This window comes from Symmachiella dynata (genome assembly GCF_007747995.1).
GTDB classification, from domain to species: Bacteria; Planctomycetota; Planctomycetia; order Planctomycetales; family Planctomycetaceae; genus Symmachiella; species Symmachiella dynata.
Window position 1 is genome coordinate 1830516 of sequence record NZ_CP036276.1, and the last position, 19379, is coordinate 1849894.

Annotated in this window: 15 protein-coding genes; 8 read left to right on the plus strand and 7 right to left on the minus strand. The window is 56.0% G+C overall.

Annotated features, from left to right (window positions below):
- Nucleotides 1-118 precede the first annotated feature (118 nt).
- From Mal52_RS07025 to Mal52_RS07035, 3 genes are all read left to right on the plus strand, one after another.
- On the plus strand, nt 119-2113 hold the full coding sequence (locus tag Mal52_RS07025; protein ID WP_145375008.1) for an HDOD domain-containing protein: 1995 nt from the start codon (nt 119-121) through the stop codon (nt 2111-2113).
- A 25-nt stretch (nt 2114-2138) separates the two neighbouring features.
- The gene (locus Mal52_RS07030) at nt 2139-3392 is read left to right on the plus strand and encodes an EAL and HDOD domain-containing protein (RefSeq protein ID WP_197534719.1); all 1254 of its coding nucleotides are present in this window, start codon (nt 2139-2141) and stop codon (nt 3390-3392) included.
- A 151-nt stretch (nt 3393-3543) separates the two neighbouring features.
- Nucleotides 3544-4626 (plus strand): NAD(P)/FAD-dependent oxidoreductase, encoded by a 1083-nt coding sequence (locus Mal52_RS07035; protein WP_145375011.1) that lies wholly within the window; start codon nt 3544-3546, stop codon nt 4624-4626.
- 38 nt (nt 4627-4664) lie between these two features.
- On the opposite strand, the gene Mal52_RS07040 is transcribed toward Mal52_RS07035, so the two are convergent.
- Nucleotides 4665-9125, minus strand: a complete 4461-nt coding sequence (locus Mal52_RS07040) for a DEAD/DEAH box helicase (protein WP_145375013.1) — start codon at nt 9123-9125, stop codon at nt 4665-4667.
- A 27-nt stretch (nt 9126-9152) separates the two neighbouring features.
- On the minus strand, nt 9153-9806 hold the full coding sequence (locus tag Mal52_RS07045; protein WP_197534720.1) for an MBL fold metallo-hydrolase: 654 nt from the start codon (nt 9804-9806) through the stop codon (nt 9153-9155).
- Between the two features lie 156 nt (nt 9807-9962).
- Here Mal52_RS07045 and Mal52_RS07050 point away from each other — a divergent pair, with 156 nt between their 5' ends.
- Nucleotides 9963-10691: an SDR family oxidoreductase gene (locus Mal52_RS07050; protein WP_145375015.1), complete on the plus strand. Its 729-nt coding sequence runs from the start codon at nt 9963-9965 to the stop codon at nt 10689-10691.
- Nucleotides 10692-10709: 18 nt separating this feature from the next.
- On the opposite strand, the gene Mal52_RS07055 is transcribed toward Mal52_RS07050, so the two are convergent.
- Complete coding sequence (locus Mal52_RS07055) at nt 10710-11036, minus strand: DMT family transporter (protein ID WP_145375017.1); 327 nt, start codon at nt 11034-11036, stop codon at nt 10710-10712.
- A 24-nt stretch (nt 11037-11060) separates the two neighbouring features.
- Nucleotides 11061-11582 carry a hypothetical protein gene (locus tag Mal52_RS07060; RefSeq protein ID WP_145375018.1) on the minus strand — a complete coding sequence of 174 codons (522 nt, stop codon included), beginning with the start codon at nt 11580-11582 and terminating at the stop codon, nt 11061-11063.
- Here Mal52_RS07060 and Mal52_RS07065 point away from each other — a divergent pair.
- Nucleotides 11563-11811, plus strand: coding sequence for a hypothetical protein (locus Mal52_RS07065; RefSeq protein ID WP_145375020.1), 249 nt, complete (start codon nt 11563-11565; stop codon nt 11809-11811). The genes Mal52_RS07060 and Mal52_RS07065 overlap by 20 nt on opposite strands.
- 37 nt (nt 11812-11848) lie before the next feature.
- Here Mal52_RS07065 and Mal52_RS07070 read toward each other — a convergent pair whose 3' ends face one another.
- From Mal52_RS07070 to Mal52_RS29645, 3 genes are read right to left on the minus strand one after another with little or no spacing between them, the layout of a single operon-like run.
- Nucleotides 11849-13840, minus strand: coding sequence for an O-linked N-acetylglucosamine transferase, SPINDLY family protein (locus Mal52_RS07070; protein WP_145375022.1), 1992 nt, complete (start codon nt 13838-13840; stop codon nt 11849-11851).
- 30 nt (nt 13841-13870) lie between these two features.
- Nucleotides 13871-14725 carry an FkbM family methyltransferase gene (locus Mal52_RS07075; protein WP_197534721.1) on the minus strand — a complete coding sequence of 285 codons (855 nt, stop codon included), beginning with the start codon at nt 14723-14725 and terminating at the stop codon, nt 13871-13873.
- A gap of 29 nt (nt 14726-14754) precedes the next feature.
- A complete protein-coding gene (locus Mal52_RS29645; RefSeq protein ID WP_197534722.1) occupies nt 14755-15687 on the minus strand; it encodes a sulfotransferase family protein in 933 nt (310 codons plus the stop codon).
- Between the two features lie 772 nt (nt 15688-16459).
- Here Mal52_RS29645 and Mal52_RS07080 point away from each other — a divergent pair.
- The 3 genes from Mal52_RS07080 to Mal52_RS07090 are packed head-to-tail and all read left to right on the plus strand — an operon-like array spanning nt 16460 to nt 19358.
- Nucleotides 16460-17455: a hypothetical protein gene (locus tag Mal52_RS07080; RefSeq protein WP_145375026.1), complete on the plus strand. Its 996-nt coding sequence runs from the start codon at nt 16460-16462 to the stop codon at nt 17453-17455.
- On the plus strand, nt 17452-18492 hold the full coding sequence (locus Mal52_RS07085; RefSeq protein WP_145375028.1) for an RluA family pseudouridine synthase: 1041 nt from the start codon (nt 17452-17454) through the stop codon (nt 18490-18492). Before Mal52_RS07080 ends, Mal52_RS07085 begins: the two co-directional genes overlap by 4 nt.
- Before the next feature lie 2 nt (nt 18493-18494).
- Nucleotides 18495-19358, plus strand: a complete 864-nt coding sequence (locus Mal52_RS07090; RefSeq protein WP_145375030.1) for a fumarylacetoacetate hydrolase family protein — start codon at nt 18495-18497, stop codon at nt 19356-19358.
- Nucleotides 19359-19379: the final 21 nt, after the last annotated feature.

Sequence of the window (19379 nt, forward strand, 5' to 3'; positions counted from 1 at the left end):
TTCGGGCTAGCTTTACGGGGAGTCGATCTCCGGATCCGCTTCACGCCAACAGAAAAGTTGCGGTCAAGAATGCTTAGAGTTCTTACCGCGCCCTGCCTATCCCCTGGGAGCCAGAACCGTGACCATCGCCATTTCAAAACGATTTGATGAATTAAAAGCGACTGGGTTGTTGCCCTCTCCGACTGGAGTGGCAATGGAAATTTTGCGTTTGACGCAAAACGAAGGTTCGACGATTAAGCAGATCGCTCAGACCATCCAAGCCGACCCGGCATTGACGGGACGGACCTTGAAATTTGCGAACTCCGCCCATGCCGGTGCCCGTAAACCAATTGCTTCGGTTTCCGAAGCGGTTGTCCGCTTGGGCATGCGCACGGTCGGAACGTTGTCGTTAGGCTTTTCGGTCTTGTCCAGTTCACGTCGCGGGCCGTGCGAAGGTTTTGATTATGACCGGTTTTGGTCGAACTCATTGGTTTTGGGAATCGCCTCAAAAACATTGTGTGGAATGACAAAAGCTGCTCCTCAAGAGGAAGGGTTTGCTTGCGGGTTGTTGAGTCAAATCGGCCGGTTGGCGTTGGCGAGCGTCTACCCGGAGAAATATGCCGAGGTACTGACAACATGGGCGAATGGCAGTGGGAAAGAGTTGCGGGATTTGGAGCAACAAGCGTTCAGCACCGATCATGCGGAAATGACGGCGGCCATGATGGAAGATTGGAGATTGCCCGAGTCGTTTCAAATCGCCGTCTTAAATCAGATTGACGATCACCGCAAAGCACCCTCGACAACGACGCCGTCCGACGTATTGACTCTCATTCTCCAAACGGCCAATCAGATCGCTCGTATCTGTGTCGAAGATGAGAACAGCCACGCGGAGCCAATCAAAAAGCTCATGGCTTGTTACGACCAAATCGACCTGGAATCGTCTGGATTGGCGGATTTGTGCGACGAGGTCGCCGAACAGTGGCAAACCTGGGGCGAGATCCTCAACGTCAATACGCGAGAACTGCCGAAATTTGAAGAGATACTAGAGAAATCGCGCGAGGCCGAAGCGGAAGCAACGGTTGACGCGAATGTCGAAACCGAAGGCGAGAGCAACCCCCACCCCAAATCGTTGCGGATTTTGGTCGCCGAAGATGATCCGCTGCAACTGGCTTTGATTACAAAACTCGTCAAGGCAGCCGGGCATTCGGTGGTAGGAACTCCCAATGGCCGCGAAGCGTTGCGAACTGCGTTAGAAACAAATCCCGACGTCGTGATTACCGATTGGATGATGCCGGAGATGGATGGGTTTGAGTTGTGCCGATCTTTGCGGAAAGCGAAGTTTGGACGCCAATTGTATCTGATCATCATGACCAGTAACGGCGAAGAAGAGCGGCTGGTCGAGGCATTTGAGGCCGGTGCGGACGACTATTTGGTCAAACCGCTGCGTGCCCGGCCTTTGCAGGCACGGATTCGCGCCGCTGTGCGGATGATCGAATTACAGCACGAGGTGGAACTCGAACGAGAGCACATTCGGCAGATGACGGCTGAACTGGCGGTCGTCAACCGCAAGTTGGAGCAAGCAGCTTTCACAGATGCGTTGACTGCTTTGCCGAATCGGCGGTACTTAATCAAACGTCTCAAGGAAGAGTGGTCCATAATTTCCCGTAAGGGAGGCCAACTTTCCTGCATGCTGTTAGACATCGATCGCTTTAAAAGCGTCAATGACACCTACGGACATGACGTGGGAGACTTGGTGTTGAAAAAAGTTGCGGCAGTTCTGCAAACCGTGACTCGCGATAGCGACGTCGTATGCCGACAAGGGGGAGAGGAGTTTGTAGTCGTCTGCCCGGGAAGTGATCTCCAGTCAGCCGCACAAGGTGCCGAAAGACTGCGGAGCAAGATCGAAAGCGAAACGTTAGGGTATTTCGAACAGTTCGAGCATCCGATCACGGTGAGCGTCGGCGTCGCGACACGCGAGAGCTTAATGCGCGATGAAGACGTGATTCTCAAAGCGGCCGACGAAGCCTTGTATCGTGCCAAAGAAACTGGTCGGAACCGGGTCTGTTGTGCCAACGACAAACCGGTCGAAAAAATCTCCAAAATCCAAGACTCGCTGCGTTCGTTATTCCAGTAGCCCAAAAATTCTTGAGATGCCCCTAATGAATATTGCAGCATCCGATGAAACAATGCGGATGAATCCCACTGCGGTGTATGTCGGCCGGCAAGCGATTTATAACAGTCGCTTGAAGGTGGCCGCCTATGAACTGCTGTATCGGGATAGTCATCACAATCGCGCGCTGTTCATCGACGGCGAAGAGGCGACAGGGCAACTGCTACTCAATACCTTTGTCGACATTGGCATCGAGCATATCGCCGGGTCGCGACCAGCGTTTATCAATGTCAGCGATGAGTTTGTGCTGAACGGACATTGCGAATCGCTTCCCAAAGAGCGAGTGGTGCTGGAGTTGCTGGAAGATGCGAAACCGACTGCGGAGTTGGCGGATGCGCTGATGAAACTTTCGCAAATGGGATATCGCATTGCGCTCGACGATTTTGTCTACGAGCAACACCTCGACGCTCTCATTCGCTGCGCGAACATCGTGAAAATCGATGTCCAACAATTAAACCCAGCCCAAATTGAAGAGCACGCAAAAGTACTCAAAGGTTTCGGTGTTGAACTGTTGGCGGAAAAAATTGAAACGCATGACGAATATGAATTCTGTAAGAAACTGGGATTCACCTACTTTCAGGGGTATTTCACATCGCGGCCGCGCGTCATCGAAGGCTTTCGGGTTCCCGCCGATCGAATCACCACGATGCGTCTGGTGGCCAAACTGCATGACCCGGATGTGCAGATCAGCGAATTGGAGGAGTTGATCAAACGTGATCCGGGACTTTGCTACAAATTGTTGCTGTATATCAACTCAAGCAGTTGTGGATTGAAAAGCCAAATTGCCTCCATCCGGCAAGCTTCCACGCTGGTCGGTTTGCGTAAATTGCGCACCTGGGTCGGTCTCTTGGGGTTTGGGGCGATCAAGGATAAATCTCCCGAGTTGGTCGTCACGGCCAATGTGCGCGCCAAAATGTGTGAGCTGCTAGCAACCAAATCTGGTCACAAGGACTCCGACCAGTATTTGACCTTGGGGCTATTTTCGTTACTCGATGCCTTTGCCGACTGCCCGATGGAACAAGTCCTGAATCTTGTCCCACTCGCCGACCCGATCACCGAGGCGCTGTTAGAATCCAGCGGACCACTCGCCTGGGCGCTGCAATGCGTTTTGGATTATGAACAAGCCAATTGGGATGCTGTGAATTCCACTGGAATCGATCCCCAACTGATTAGCCAGGCCTATCTCGAAGCAGTCGACTGGACGGGCCAAATCATGGGCGAGCTCAGTCAGCTCGACGAGTGATTTCCGCCTGTTGAAATCAGACACATTTTCGTTGAACATTCGGCTGCCCCGCTTCATCCCGCTGGATCATCGTGGAAACTCGCGTTAAGCTGCCCTGTACGCTTGATCTCACCTTGGCACATAGGATGTTCAAAGGAAATGGCGGTGCACGATGGCCGATTTTAAAGTCACACGGCTCGATGCGGATTTGGATTTTGACAGTTTGACCTATTGGGACGTTGTGATTATCGGGGCCGGCCCTGCGGGCTTGGCGGCGAGTCTTACTACAGCCCATCGTGGTCTGACGACGTTGGTCATTGAGGCAAAGGATCGGCCAGGGGGGCAGCCGCAGTTTCTGTATTCTGACAAACGCATCGTCGACATCCCGGGGTTTCCCGACGGAGTCACAGGTGAAGATTTATCGGATCGCACTTACCGTCAAGCTGTCGACGCCCTGGTCCAGTTTCGTTTTCAAGAAGAGTTGACGGAGATTAACGAAACCGATCAGATCGAAAATGAAGACCAACTCAAAGAGGTTGTGACCAGCCAAGGCAGCTATCTGTGCCGCAAGGTGATTATTGCTTGTGGGTTGTTACATTTTCCTCGTAAGCATCCGGTGTTGGACAGCCTGCAATCAAATAAAGTCTATTATAAAATCCCGAAAATCGGCGACTACGAAAACCAGCGAATCGCCATCATCGGCGGCGGGGATTCGGCTTTGGATGCAGCCGTCATGGTCTTGGAACGGGGCGGACTGGCAGAGGTCATCGTTCGAGAGGAGACGCCTGTCGGCAAAGACGATTCCTTGCAGCGCATTAAGGATTCCGGTGGCATCATTCATACATCCACAGAAGTAACCAGCGCCGAATTTTCCGGTGATCACCTCGCACTGACTCTTTCCGACTCTCAAATCCTACCGTGCGACGGCGCGATCGTGCAAATCGGTTTTCTATCGGCCAAAGATACCTTTGAGCGTTTGAACGTGCGTCTCAATGACGATGGCAGTATTGCCATCGATGCTTATTTCGAAACCAGTCGTCGCGGCATTTTTGCCATTGGCGACGTACACGGCGATATTAAGCTCATTACGGTTGCCTGGGCTGAGGGAATTCAGGCGGCAATCTATGCCTTCAAGGAAATCACCAGTCCATACTGGCTCAACGAAAAACGCCTCCGTGACAACAAGATTACCATGATCGGAGAGAAAATCACGCAAGCCGCCGCTGCACAGAAACCGTCGCGCAAACGACCGTAGCGTCTTAATAAGATCCCCCTCTACCCAAGAGATGCGATTCAAATCACCCGCGGACGTTGAAACCCGTTCGTTTCACGGCGTTGACGGACTCGTTGGGCAGCGGATTCGGCATTCTTGTTTTCCAGTCGCTCCAGCGAACGTTGCCGGGCGTCGTGACTGAGGTCGCTGGTGACGTCCCCTTGGAGTCGCGATGCAACCAGCGCGTAAGCAGCCGGGGGGCAATCGTCCAGGTATTCAACCACTCCCGCTTGCAGACTTGCGACGGGCATGCCATCCAGATAGGCGATGCGATTCGAGGCGGTGCTGGGGACGCGCGGGTGATCGGTGAGGATGCCGATCAGATTCAGCGGATCGGCGGCGGAGAGGACAATCAATTCCTGCCGCGGACCGTCGTCGCGCAGTTGCCGCAGTTGATTGACTGTGTCCCCCAACGCAAATTGCTCGCCCCCCACGCCGGTGATGAAGCGCCCACCGCGAATCTCGCCCCGGGCTTCCAATTGCCGGTAGACTTGCAGCAATTCAAACCAGCGCGGCGCACCTTGTTCTCGCTGCAGTAGGTCTCGGAAGATCACACCCCAACGGCGTAGCAACTGCCACGCCCATTGTTCGGTGGTCTCTTCAACCGTCAATGACGTCTCGGAATCCCGTTCCCAGACCGACCAACGCCCTGTGGATTTGACCGGTAGCCGTCGGCGACCGGCGCCGCGACGCATCCGCGCCGGCAGGGCGGAGTTGGATGCTGCGGGTTTGTTGGCCACAAATTGTCGCATGCCGTCAAAGCCATCGGCGGTCACCAGTCCACTGGCCACCAATTCTCCGAGCGTCTCAGCAAGTTGGCCGGGGAGCATGTGATTGGCGGCGGCCAAATCACCGGCGAACATTGCGCCCCGCTCGGTCAGACACTCCAGCACCTGCTGCGCGGGCGTGGTCAATTCGCCCACATCGACCGCTACGGAGGACGTACTCAACCAATCGGCATCGGAGCGAAGGAACAACGACATCCGCGCGATCTTGGTCAGGCTGACCATCGGACGGCTCCGTTGCGGGTCGCGGCGCGGAGGATACAGTCGTCCCCAACCGATTTCCCCCGTCATGCACAGTTCATCCAACCAGGCGGGTTGATAATTCTCGACGCGGGCAGGCAGCACATCCCGTTCCCAAGCAACGGCCGGGACATCCATGCCCTGTAATTGTGCGATCGCATCAAACAGCGCATCGGATCCCGTACGTCGAGTTTCGGGAAGCACCTGTTGATGTCGCGTGAGGTGCCGTATGAATACGTCAACGCTGACCGGCTCAATTTGTTTCCGCAAGCCTTGCAACGTAAGCCGATGAATCCGCGACAGCAGTCGTCGATGACACCATTCGCGCTGCACATCGCCGCTGGGTTGTGGGTCGTCCGATTTTTCATCGTAGCAGGCGGGTGTGAAATGGCCTTGTAGTACCACGCCCTCGCCTTCGAGTGCTTCCAAGGCAGCTGCCGCTTGGTTGAGCGCCGTCCAGGTTCGCTCGGCAACCTCTTCGACGGAAATCGGGCCGCACATTTCCATCAAACCCCGGATGATAGCAACACGGGCCTCGGTCGATTCCCATTCTTGCCGCACGTTTTCCGGAACAGTCACAGGCGGCGCGACGTCGATGTCATCAAACGTCGCCAAGACTGCCGGGAGTCGTTCGGTCGCTACCCACGCACGGCGGCCATCGGGCAGCGTGGCGGTCGTCGCCCGTCCGTCAGTTTGCAATTCCAAATAATGAGTCGACCAATCGGCGGCTTCATTCACGGGCAGCAAAATCCGCCCCAGCAAGGCGTCGTGCAATTCATCCGCATCGCGCACCGTTGGCGCGGCTTCGTCGCGGACTTGCGAGATGGCCAGTGGATCGAGCCGCCCGAGATCACTCACACTATCAACGGTTAATGAGCGGCGAGTCGCCACCATCCGCGCGCGACGTTCGATAAATTCACCGCCATCCAAAAACGCGTACGGGCTAGCGTTGAGCAATTCGTAACAAAACGGCGAAGGCTCGCGGGTATCGCGCGCAACGTAGGTGATGTCACCCCGCTGCACGCCAGTAAGAACGTTTTCCAAACCGGCAATGTCCATCGCCTCGAACAGACAATCTTCCATCGTTTGCCGAATGAGAGGATGATCGGGGATCTCGTGGTCGCCGGTGATATTCTCCTGGCAGCCGGTCAATTTCGGGAACACGGCGGTCAGCAAATCATCTGCGCGAAATCGTTGCAGCGGCGGCGGCACTTTTTTGCCGTTGTTCATCCGGGCGACAAGCAACGAGCGGGTCACGTTCCACCGCCAGCGAATTTGAAACGTCGGCACCGCCAGCAACGCCTGTTCCAATAAATTGCGAGCGTTATTCGGATTGAGCATGCCGAACATGCTCTCCAGCGGAAAACTGTGTTGCGGGCCGAGTGAAAGAATCAGGCCGTTATCGTCCGCAGTCGCCTGCAGTTCGAAATCAAACGACCGGCAAAACCGTTTACGCAGCGACATACCCCACGCTGTATTGATCCGACCGCCGAAGGGGGCATGGATCAACATCTGCATGCCGCCACTCTCGTCAAAAAACCGCTCAAAGACGACGCGTTTGCAAGTCGGCAACAACCCCAACGCCGCTTTTTGCGCCGCCGCATACGTCACCGCTTGTTCGGCGGCCGCCGGGGTAATGTCAGTTTCGCCAATGAGCCATTGCTGCGCCGCAGCTTCATCTTCTAAGAGAGGTTCCAATTCCTCCCGCAGCCGTGAGACCTCTTCCGAAAGTTCCAGGGTCCGCCCTGGCGCTTCGCCGCGCCAAAACGGAATCGACGGCGGTGCACCATGTGCATCGAACACGGTCACTTCGCCACCGCGGACATGTTGGATCCGCCAGGACGTATTGCCGAGCAGAAAAATATCGCCCGCTTGGCTTTCCGCAGCGAATTCTTCATCCAATGTACCGACGACAGTTCGCTCCGGCTCAGCAATGACGCGATACGACGCGACTTCGCCAATGGCCCCGCCATTCATCGTTGCCGCCATACGCGCGCCGGGGCGCGGGCGGATACGACGGTTGACTTGATCGTGATGTAAAAAGACACGGCTACGGCCGTTGGCGTGCGCGACCCCTTCGCTGAGAAATTCCACAACCTTGTCAAAATCGGCCCGCGATAATTCATGATACGGTGCGGCACGGCGGAATGCGGCGAACAATTCGTCAGTGCCCCATTCCTCAGCCGAGACTTCAGCGACGATTTGTTGAGCAAGGATATCCAACGGAGCAGTCGGGATCGGAATGCGGTCCAAGCGTCCGCCACGCACCGCTCGCAGCAGTGCCATGCATTCGTACAATTCATCGCGGGTCAGCGCGAACAACCGGCCTTTGGGGATCAAACCCAACGAGTGCCCCGACCGTCCGACCCGTTGCAGAAAGGTCGCAATCGAGCGGGGCGAACCGATTTGGATGACCAGATCGATGTACCCAATGTCGATCCCCAACTCCAACGAAGCGGTCGCCACCACCGCTTTGAGTTTGCCTTCCTTAAGACGTTGTTCGGTCTCCAATCGAAACTTGGCCGCCAACGAACCGTGATGGCTGCTGACGGCGTCTTCGCCCATCAATTCGGTCAGCAGGTGCGTAATTCGCTCCGCCATTCGCCGCGTATTGACGAAGATCAACGTGCTGCGGTGATTGTTGATCAACTCGGCGATCCGCTCATTCACCTCAGCCCATTGCTCGTGCATGCAAACGGCGCCGAGTTCGCTGGGCGGGACTTCAATCGCCAAGTCCAATTCGCGCTGATGACCGACATCAATGATTTCGCAAGGAAGTTGTTCGGCGTTTCTTTCATGGAACCCGACCAGAAACCGCGCCGTATCTTCGATCGGCCGCTGCGTGGCTGAAAGTCCCACGCGTTGAAACGGCCGTTCGCACCACGCCTGCAGGCGTTCCAAGGTCAACGACAAGTGCGAGCCCCGTTTATCGCTGACCAGGGCGTGTATCTCATCGACAATCACCGTCTCGACAGCCTGCAGTTTTGCGCGGCTCTTTTCAGCGGTGAGCATCAAGTACAACGACTCGGGGGTCGTGACGAGAATGTGCGGTGGTTTCCGCACCAGCGCGGCGCGTTGCGACGACTTAGTATCCCCGGTGCGCAGGCCCACACGAATCGGCGGGACATCGATGCCGTTTTCAGCGGCCAACGCCATAATCTCGTTGAGCGGGTCTTCCAGATTGCGGTGCATGTCGTTCGACAGCGCCCGCAGCGGCGAGACGTAGACGACATAGGTCCGCTGCTCAAGTTCCCCCGCCAGCGCCAACTTCAACAACCGATCAATCGCCGCCAAGAAAGCGGTCAAAGTTTTTCCGCTCCCCGTCGGAGCAGCAATCAAGGTGTGCTGTCCATCAGCAATAAACGGCCAACCGCGCTGTTGCGGTTCGGTCGGCGCTGCGAACCGGGAGCGGAACCATTGTTGAATCAGCGGATGGAAGTTGTGAAGCGTGCTCATGATTTCGTGCATCAGCCCGTTTTTATTTTACATGTGCACAAAGGGATTGGATCGTTTTTCTTCACCGGTGGTGGTCGACGGTCCATGTCCGGGATAAACGATGGTCTCATCCGGCAACGTATACAACTTCGTGCGAATGCCGTTGAGCAGTTTTTGTTCGTTGCCGCCGGGAAAATCAAAGCGGCCAATCCCGCCTTGGAAAAGCACATCGCCGCCCAGCACAATGTGCGGCTCGACTTGTTCGATGACGTACACCACATGCCCAGCGGAATGGCCGGGAATTTCTAACACACGCAGCGAAATCCCGGCTGCTTCAATCACATCCCCCTCATCGACGGTCCGATCGGCCGGCGGGCTGGTGATACTCCCCCCAGCCAGCGCGCTGAGATTGGCCCGCGCATCGGTCAGCATCCCAGCATCCCCGGTGCCGATGACCAGCGGGACATCCGGCCATCGTTCCTTGAAAAATCCGTTGCCGGCAATGTGATCGGCGTGGCCATGCGTGAGTAGCACCATCGCCGGTTCGACGCCGAGCGACTTCATTTTCTCGGCGATCGCTTCGGGATCAAACCCCGGATCGACAACCAAACAATCGTCACGTCCTTCGACGCGGACAATCAAGCTATTTTCCATAAACGGGGGCGAGACAATCGTGTCGACAGCAATATTCGCACTGGGCAACGGGGGGCCTCCTGGTTTTATCCTGGCAGTGGTATTCTCGATTATAATTTTCGTCTGAGTATTGTATCCCGGTTGCCGGTGAGATGTTATCCTCGGCAGAAATACGTCGTGAAAATTGTTGCCGGAGTGCGTTCTCAACGAAATGCGGATAGGAATATGAATTCATCAGACACGGGAAAAATTGCGGTTGTCGTCGGGGCTTCTAGCGGAATGGGGCGAGCGATCGCTGCGGCGTTGGCGGCTGCCGGCGCGCATGTCGTGGCTGCGGCACGGCGGGAGACCGCGTTGCGAGAACTCCAACAGGAAGCTGAGAGCAACGGACACCCATTGGAGATTATCCCCGTGGACACGACCGTCCAGGGTGATGTCGAGCGGCTGATTGAAGAGACAGTCGCCAAATTCGGCCGGATCGACCTGTTGGTCTATGCCACCGGCACGAACATTCCCGACCGCAGTTTGGACGCACTTTCGCCCGACACTTGGGAAATGATGTTGTCGACAAATCTGACCGGCGCATTTTTATGCACTCGCGCGGTCGTGCCGGTGATGCGCGCCGGCGGCGGGGGATTGATTGTGTATCTCTCCACCGGCGCCGTACAAATGCCGGACGTCTCCGGCGTCGCCTATCAAGCCAGCAAACATGGCCTGACCGGTTTGGCGCACGGCACACGGGTCGAAGAAAAAGCAAACGGCATCCGCACAACCATCATCTTCCCCGGCCTGTGCGACACAGAAATCCTCGACAAGCGTCCCACGCCCACACCGCGCGAAGTGCTTGATCAGGCCCTACAACCACAAGACGTCGCCGACGCCGTGCTGTTTGTTGCTGGACTGCCGGCCCGGGCGGTGGTGCCGGAGTTGCAGTTGTTCCCGAGCCGGTTGTGAGGTGGGTGTGTGTGATGCTCAGTGCCCCGACGACATCTTCAACCCAATAATACCCACAATAATCACACCCACAAACACAAACCGCATCAACTCGGCCGGTTCTTTGAACAGCAAAATGCCCAATACAAACGCGCCCACGGCGCCGATGCCGGTCCAGACGGCGTAGGCGGTGCCCATGGGAATCGTACGTTGCGCAAGCAACAGAAACGCTCCGCTGAAAATCATCGACAGCACCGCCCCGGCCAGTGGCCAAAAGTGGTAGCCTTTATCGTCGACGCCATATTTTAAGCCGACCGGCCAACCCCATTCCATCAGACCGGCGAGCAGTAGGTAAATCCAAGGCATGGTTTTCTCGGTGTGGTTAGTGGTCTAGGTGTTCCATTCGTCTGGGGCAAATTCAATGTTGCCCGGCTTAACGTCCGCCAAATAGATTCCGTAACGGCGAAAACCTGACAGAATTGATAGGACTTTTGGCCAATTCTGGCCGAATTGTTCGCGTTTTTCGCGTTCCCATTCTTCGTAAACCTCTGGCGGATAATCGGCCGATCTGGTATCTAAGCTGGCACCAGCAAAATCAACGACGAATGGTGGCGAGACGATTTCTATCTCGACTACCCAAAGAAAGTCATCATAATCGACTAATGCGGGTACGGCGAATCCTTCGATTTTTTCAATGTGGTTTTTCCTGAGTCTCAAATAGACGTCTCGTTCCTTGTGATACAATTTATCGAACCGAAGCGATTTGATGACCGATTCTTGATTCGTTGAAAAGACCACTCCGTCATAGCCAGCACCTAGTTGTTCTTTTAGTTCGATACGACGGTTTTTCGCATATTCGCGTGCTCGGCGAATCGCATCGGAATGCATCCACATGATTGATGAATCAGACATTCGACCGCATTACTCCGCAGAGGTGCAGTTGTTTCTTGAAGCGAACGGACAATCATGGCGCTTGGCTAAGGTCGGCCCCGGGCGGATCGTCCCGCGTGATAAGATTGAATTAGAAGCTGGCCCTGCGGAAATCTTAATGATTGTAGATGGCCATGAACGGCGTTGGAGCGTCTATCTCGTCGATGGCATAGTTCCGTTTGACACCGAAGCGAGAACTGTGGCACGCTAACAGATTGTACCCGATTCACTGAGATATTGCGGCGGACCTACCCCGCGCAAACGATCGGTTCCGACGCACAAGACGCGCACCATTGTTGCCACATTGATTGATAGGCCATTTCCAAACGGTGTGTGAAACCCGCCGCATCGCACAGCGATGAGCGTTGCATGGCGTCGCGAAGTCCGTTGCGGAGGATGGTGAGCCGTTGTTCATCGCGAGCCAATTCGCCGGCGATTTGCACGTACTCCGCTTCGTCATGAGCCACTAGCTTATTCAGACCCAACTGCGACAACAAACTTGTGCCGACGCGACTGACGTGCGTGGCGCCCGATAGGGTCACCACCGGTACGCCCATCCACAATGCCTCGCAGGTGGTGGTGGTTCCCCCGTAGGGAAACGTGTCCAGGCCGATGTCGATTCGGTTGTACAGCGCTAAATGCTCCGCAGCGTCTTCGACATGGCCCAGCAATTCTAGCCGGTGTGCGGGGATGTCTAGTTCCTCGAATCGTTGTGTCATACGCGTGCGGACCGATTCGTCGCGCAGCGCGCCATTTTTCAGACACAATCGCGATTCGGGTACCTGCTGCAATAACTCCGCCCAGATGCGCATTACGTCGGGCGTGATTTTGGCTAGGCTGTTGAAGGAACCGAACGTGACGTACCCGTTTTGCGTACACGGCAACGCAGCGACTTCCGGCGCTGCTTCGGGCGGGGCGAAACAGAGGAACCCGCCCGGCAGACGGACCAACGTCTCGCGGCAATACTCGTCGCTAAACCACGGATCGGCCCAAGCATCGCTGATACGGTAGTCCATCGTCGCCAGGCCGGTCGTGGTGGAGTCTCCCAGATAATTCACCTGAATTGGCGCCGGCTTGCGGGCAAACAGGCGCAGTCGATGCCGCGCCGTGTGTCCTGCCAGATCAACCAGAATATCAACGCGATCCGCCGCGATTTGTTGCGCGACCTGTTCTTCACTCATGCCGTAGATATTCCGCCAGGTTCCCACCAACGATTGCAAATGCTGCGTCATTTTGTCAGGAACGGCAACATCAGCGTAGCAGACGACATCAAACTCGCTGCTATGATTGGAGAGTATCGGGTCAATGAAACTGGCCACCGCGTGTTCTCGAAAATCGGGTGAGATGTAACCGATTTTGATGATCCCGCCATTGATCTCGCTGCTGTGATGCGTTTGTTGCGGGGCGATTTGCGTGGCAACGTTGTCACCCCATTCACAGCGACGCTGGTGGATTTCTTGCGGGCAAATGTCGGCCGTATAATCCAATGTCATCAACGCATTGGATTGCGCCAAATGGTGCCGTGGATCGAGCGTTAAAACTTGTTCGAAACAGGTGCGGGCCTCATCAACGCGGCCTTGAATTCGCAGCGCCGATCCCAAGCTGTTGTAGGCATCGGCAAATTGCGGGCGGCACGACAACGCGCGGCGAAAGCATTCCTCTGCTTCGGTGAGGCGGTCCTGGGCATCGAGGCACAGACCGAAGTTGTGCCAACTGTCCGCGTTGGTTTCATCGAGGGCTAGGACGCGTTGGTAACACTCGGTCGCTCCCGCAAGATCGCCTTGCGTTTGCAGTGCCGCCCCGAGGTTGTTTAGCGCATTGAGGTGCTCTGGTTGTACCTGCAGCACCGACCGGTAGGCAGACACCGCTTCGGCGAGCCGACCGGCAGCTTGCAATGCATTGCCGAGGTTGAAGCGAGCCTCGACATAATTCGCATCGAGTTCCGCCGCCCGTTCAAAGCTTCCAATCGCTGCGTCAAGCAACGCCAATTCGCGCTGCGCAGCACCGAGATTGTTGTGAAAGACGGCCGAGTTCGGCGAAACATCAATCGCTTGTTGAATCGATTCAATCGCCTCGTCATGCGCGCCTTGTTGAAAGGCGACCACTCCCAACAAATGCAGAGCATCGGCATTGCGCGGATCGATCGACAACACCTGCCGATAGATCGCCGTCGCTTGCCCGAGTTCGCCCGCTTGATGCAGTCTTAAGGCGTCATGGATGTTGGGGGTGCTGTTCTGCATAGCCGGATTCGATTCTTATGAAAGTCGCTGTCAGGCCGCAGCGGTGTCACCGCCGGCGAGCCGGTTCAGATAGATCTGTTGAATGTTGCAGCCGGTCAATGCGTCGTAATGCTGCAGCGCCAACGCCGCCATATCGTAGGAGCGATAGACCTCGTGCAGGATCACCGCCAGATTGAGGAGTTTTTCCGCCGCCAATTCACCAAAGGACTCAAAACTTTTGACATAAACCGCATCGGCCCACAGCCATTGTCCAAATCCGCGATACGGTTGATTGCTGAGCATCAACGGTTTAAACGCGCGACCCGCATGTCCTTCGAATTGGTGAAACAAAAATCCCTGCTCGCGCAAATGGCTATCAACATCGGCGAACAACGGCGCTTGTTTGTAGAGTGGCACGAAATGGACTTCGGTTTGCACCACGAGTGTATCTTTCAGCACGCGTGACGCGCCGCGAAAAACATCCAGCTCCGCGCCATCGACATCGACCTTCAGCAGGTCCACGTCACCCACTTCGGAGATTTCATCCAACCGCCGCGTCTGCACCTGTGCGGTCTGCACGACCCTCATGTATTCTTCTAAGTGCTGGAAGTGGCCCAACAGCGGTAGATTGGGTTCGTACAACGACGAGGACATCGCTGCCTGGGTGATGTAAAACGGATGGACTTTGCCGTCGCCCACAAAATTCGGCAAATACGTCAAATGGTCCGCCGATTGTTGATTCAGCTTTTCGCATTCCTCTTCAATCGGTTCGAATCCCACCAGATGTGCTAAACCGCGATCGAGCAGCGACTGAAACGACGTATCGCCACCGACATCCATCGCACCGATATCGACGATGGAGATTTCCGAAAGCGCGTCGCCCAGTATGGACGTGATATCAAACATGCTGCCACCGTTGAATTTGGACCGTTCAATCAGGACTGTGTCTCTTGTTGAAACATCGACGACATTTGTTCCGTTGTGGAGACGTGCGAGAGAAAATTCGGGGCGGCAATCGCTGCCGGCGCGCTTTGTGCGACTCCTTCGGGATGGGCAAATCCCAACAACTCCAGCGACTTCCAATAGTCGGCGTTGGCTTCGCATTGTTGCAGCAGTTCGGATTCAAAATCCCGCCGAGGCAATTTTTTAATCGCCGTCTCGGCGCGGTTTTGGTTCATGTCGCCGGTGACCTTGGAGTACTTCACCCATTCGGTTTCGAAACTCGGATCGTATTGCAGATCTAAACGCTGGCACAGTTTTTGAATTTCGGTCGTCGGCGAATCGACAAGGTCGTCGTACCGCACAAATTCCATCTCGACACATTTTTCGGCGAAATGCCGATATCCGGTCAGATATTGTGCCAACGAGACATGGCCATCAATCACAGCCAGTCGTCGCAAACTGAGCCATTGATCAATCGGATGCCGCACACTGGCGGTATGCCGGATATCAAAGCGGTCTTGCAGTGCTTCGACGATCGACAATTTATACGTCGGAGCCGGAAACGGGGGATGCGCGGTGAAGTCGGCATGCGACCAGTCCCGCAACAACAAAGTTTGTCCCCGTGCGGCGCAGCGGTGGTGGACGAGCTCGATCAATGTGGCATAGTCCAACGACGTTTGCACGGTCAGCATTTCAGCTTCTTCGACGGTGAACAATTCATGCCATTTGTAGGCTTGTAGGATCGGATGGAACTGGATGCAGGAACCGATTGTCGCGGGCGTGATTTCCCGATAGGGAACCGGACTGACTTCGCTGAGCAACGTCACCCCTTGCATGCTGCCCAAACAGCGGGAAATAATCGTCCCCCCACTGCGGGCCATATGATGCAGAATTCGGATGGTCGGCTTGGCGTTGGCAGATTCCATGTCCAGATACTCCCGAAGCCTCAGTGAAGAGGCGAGATGTAAGGCACTATTTTTCAACAGGTTATGACAAAATGAGTTCCTGCGGTGCCGGCGCACGGTTTTCCAGCCGCGCGATCGGTCAAATCGATACAATCAGTATCGGCTCGCCAAAGCCCCTAACTGAGCATCCAGGTCACAAAACCAGAGATTTTGAGGCACCCCGACAATTGTGCCGCCCCTTCAGGGCGAATTTGGGGTGCGATCAACCTATCCCAGGGCGTCGCTGCGCTCTGCCCTGGGCTGGCATGTCAATGCCCCTATAGGGCGAATTCGTTGGGGCGAATTTGCTAGCCCCAACGGGGCCACACATGTCAGCCCAGGGCAATGGCGCGTGAGCGGAGCGAACGCCCCGCCGCCCTGGGTTGGGAGGGCGGTAAGGCGAATTCGCCCTGAAAGGGCGGCACAAATCTCAATTCGCCATTGCCGCGCTGCCGTTCATCGAATACCGCCGCAAACACACCTTCAAATCCCGAATACGTGCCGTTCTCCCCTTATCCCGGGACAGCGCGGCAAAATCGCCGTAAGTTGCTCCCCTTGACTGGCTTGGACCACGCATCTATACTCGCGCGTCCAACGCTGCGACAAACTCTTAAGCCGCAAAAAACGCGGAAAAGTGGCGGAACGGGGTCGCTCACCACATGGAGCACACCGGCCGACCGCATTTCTTTGTCGAGCGATCAAATTTCCACCAACCGCCCATGACGGCTGCCTGTGACAGTCTGAATAAACCATCATGAAAAGCGAACACCGCCACGAGTTGCAGACCAATGATCTCAGCAAGCTGACGCAGAAAGGCGTCCGGTTTGTCGAAGAACATGCAATGAAAATCACGGTCGTCATTTGTGCGATCACGGTCGCAATTGCCGGTTATCGAATTTATGCGACCCAAGCCGCCTCGACGAGCGCAAATGCTTGGTACGACTTCTCCACAGCGCGTTCGCCCGACGACTTCGCCACGATTGCTGAGAACGACCGTGTCAAAGGGACCGTCGCCGCCGACTGGGCAATCTTGTTGGGAGCCGAAGGACGCTTGTCACGGGCCATTCAAGGAATGTTCACCGACCGTGCGAATGCGGTTACCGAATTGACTGCGGCCCGCGACAACTTTCAAAAACTGGTCGACAATCGCGATAAAATGATCAAACAACGCGCCATTTTTGGCTTGGGCCGCGCGGAAGAATCACTGGGAAATCTGGAAGCCGCACGCGCCGCGTACAGCGAACTGGGCGGCGACGAATTCAAAGATTCCGTCTACCACAAAATGTCACAAGAACGCGCCGAGTACTTGGCCAAATCTGGCCCGCAGGCGTTTTATGCGTGGTTCGAAAAACAGAATCCCAAACCGGCCGAACCTCCCAAACCGGATAGCGGATCAGGGCAGCCAGGTGGCAGTATTCTCGATTCCGGTGAGCTACCCTTTGGCGGCGGACCGAATAGTCTGGAGAACCCATTACGGGGGTTGCCGAACCTGGACGACTCTGACAATGAAGGTCCCGCGGACACGGATGCGAAACCGGACGCGGAAGCCAAGCCGGACGCGGAAGCCAAGCCGGACGCGGAAGCTAAACCGGACACGACGGCTGATGATGCCGCTGACAAACCGGATGCCCCGGCCGACGACGCTACTGAAGCGCCTGCCGAGCCCGCTGAAACTCCGGCCAAACCCAGCGAATCCACGACCGAGGCTGACACGGACGGCGCCGCCGACAATACCGACGACGCAAAATGAATGTCCCCGAATCGCCTGAGCCGATTTCTCTGGCCGTGGAAGACCGCGCGCATGGTTGGCGGCTCGATCACTATCTGACCCGGCTGTATCCCAACTTTAGCCGCTCCGCATTCCAAAAATCGATCTCCGCCGGAACGATCTTGGTCAATGGTCTGGAAGCCAAACCAGCCCATCGTTTGCGGGTCAATGACATTCTGTCGGTCCAACTGCCAACAGTGACCGACGGCGGAATCCCGGCTGAGAACATCCCGCTCTCGATCATTCACGAAGACGACTCGCTGGTTGTCATCAACAAACAGGCCGGCATGATTGTGCACCCCGGCCGCGGCAATCCGCACGGGACGTTGGCAGCGGCGCTGCAATATCATTTTGATTCGCTGAGCGATGTCGCCGGCCGTTTTCGTCCCGGAATTGTGCATCGCTTGGACCGGGACACCAGCGGGTTGTTGGTGGTGGCGAAGGACAATCAGGTCCATAATCGTTTGAGCAGCCAGTTTGAACGCCGCGAAGTGAAAAAAGTGTATCACGCGATCGTGTGGGGCGAAGTCGAACTCGATAGCGACTATATTGAGACCCACGTGCGGGTACATTCCAAGAATCGTGAGAAAATGACGATCTGCCCGCCCGGCGGCGAAGCGCGCGAGGCGGTGACGTTTTACGAGGTCATTGAGCGTTTTCGCGGCTTTACGCATGTGCGATTGCACCCCCGCACGGGACGCACGCACCAATTGCGAGTGCACATGCAATACCTGGGACATTCGCTTGTCGCCGACCGTCTCTACGGCGGACATGCCAAGTTGGACCTGGAACGGCTCGTTACAGGTGAGAAATTTGCCGCAGCCGGTTACACTAGTGAACATGCCGATGATGAAACTTCCAGCGGGCGGCGTGCCTCGCTCATCAGCCGGCAGGCATTGCATGCCCGGCGGTTGTCATTCACACATCCAGCCGACGGACAATGGTGCGAGTTTGAAGCTCCATTGCCCAGCGACATGCAAGCCTTGTTGAACGCCCTTCACGAACATAGAGCGAAATAGCGATGCGAGTGGCAACGATTCAACTGGCCGACCAATCGACTCATCTGGCCTTGATTGAAGAGAAACGCGTGCGGATGTTGGACCTGATGCAGGTCGACAATTGTCACAATCTCGCCGATTTGCTGCATAGCCCCGATCCAATCGGGCTGGCCAAATATCTCATCGACCAAAAAGCAGCTCCGATTGGAATCGAAGAGGTCAACTTTCGCGCACCTGTCGATCGCCAAGAAATCTGGGCCGCCGGTGTGACCTACAAACGCAGCCAAGTCGCACGGATGGAAGAATCGGATACGGCTGCGTCTCACTACGACCGCGTCTACACCGCCGATCGACCGGAGTTATTTTTCAAAGCCACCCCCAGCCGCGTCTCCGGACCGGGCGAACCAGTCCGCGTTCGCTTTGATAGCGGATGGTCCGTCCCCGAACCTGAGTTGGCGCTGATGGTCTCGCCGGAAAAGAAACTCGTCGGTTTGACAATCGGCAACGACATGTCCGCCCGGGACATTGAAGGCGAAAACCCGCTCTACCTGCCCCAGGCAAAATTCTACAACCAATGCTGCGGCTTGGGACCATGTGTCCTGATCCCGGAAGAACCAATCGACCGCGCCGGCACTAGTATTGTCCTGTCGATCAAACGAGGCGGCAACGAAGTCTTCTCTGGCGAGACCAACGTCGATCAAATGGCCCGCAGCTTCGAAGATCTCATCAGTTGGCTGGGAAAAGAAAACGACTTCCCCCACGGCGCGATCCTGCTCACCGGCACCGGCATCGTCCCGCCGGATGAATTCACATTAGAGCATGGTGACGAAGTCGCAATCACCATCACCGGCATCGGCACGCTCGTCAATCCGGTCGTGAAGGACTGATCAGCAACGTCACCGTCCCCA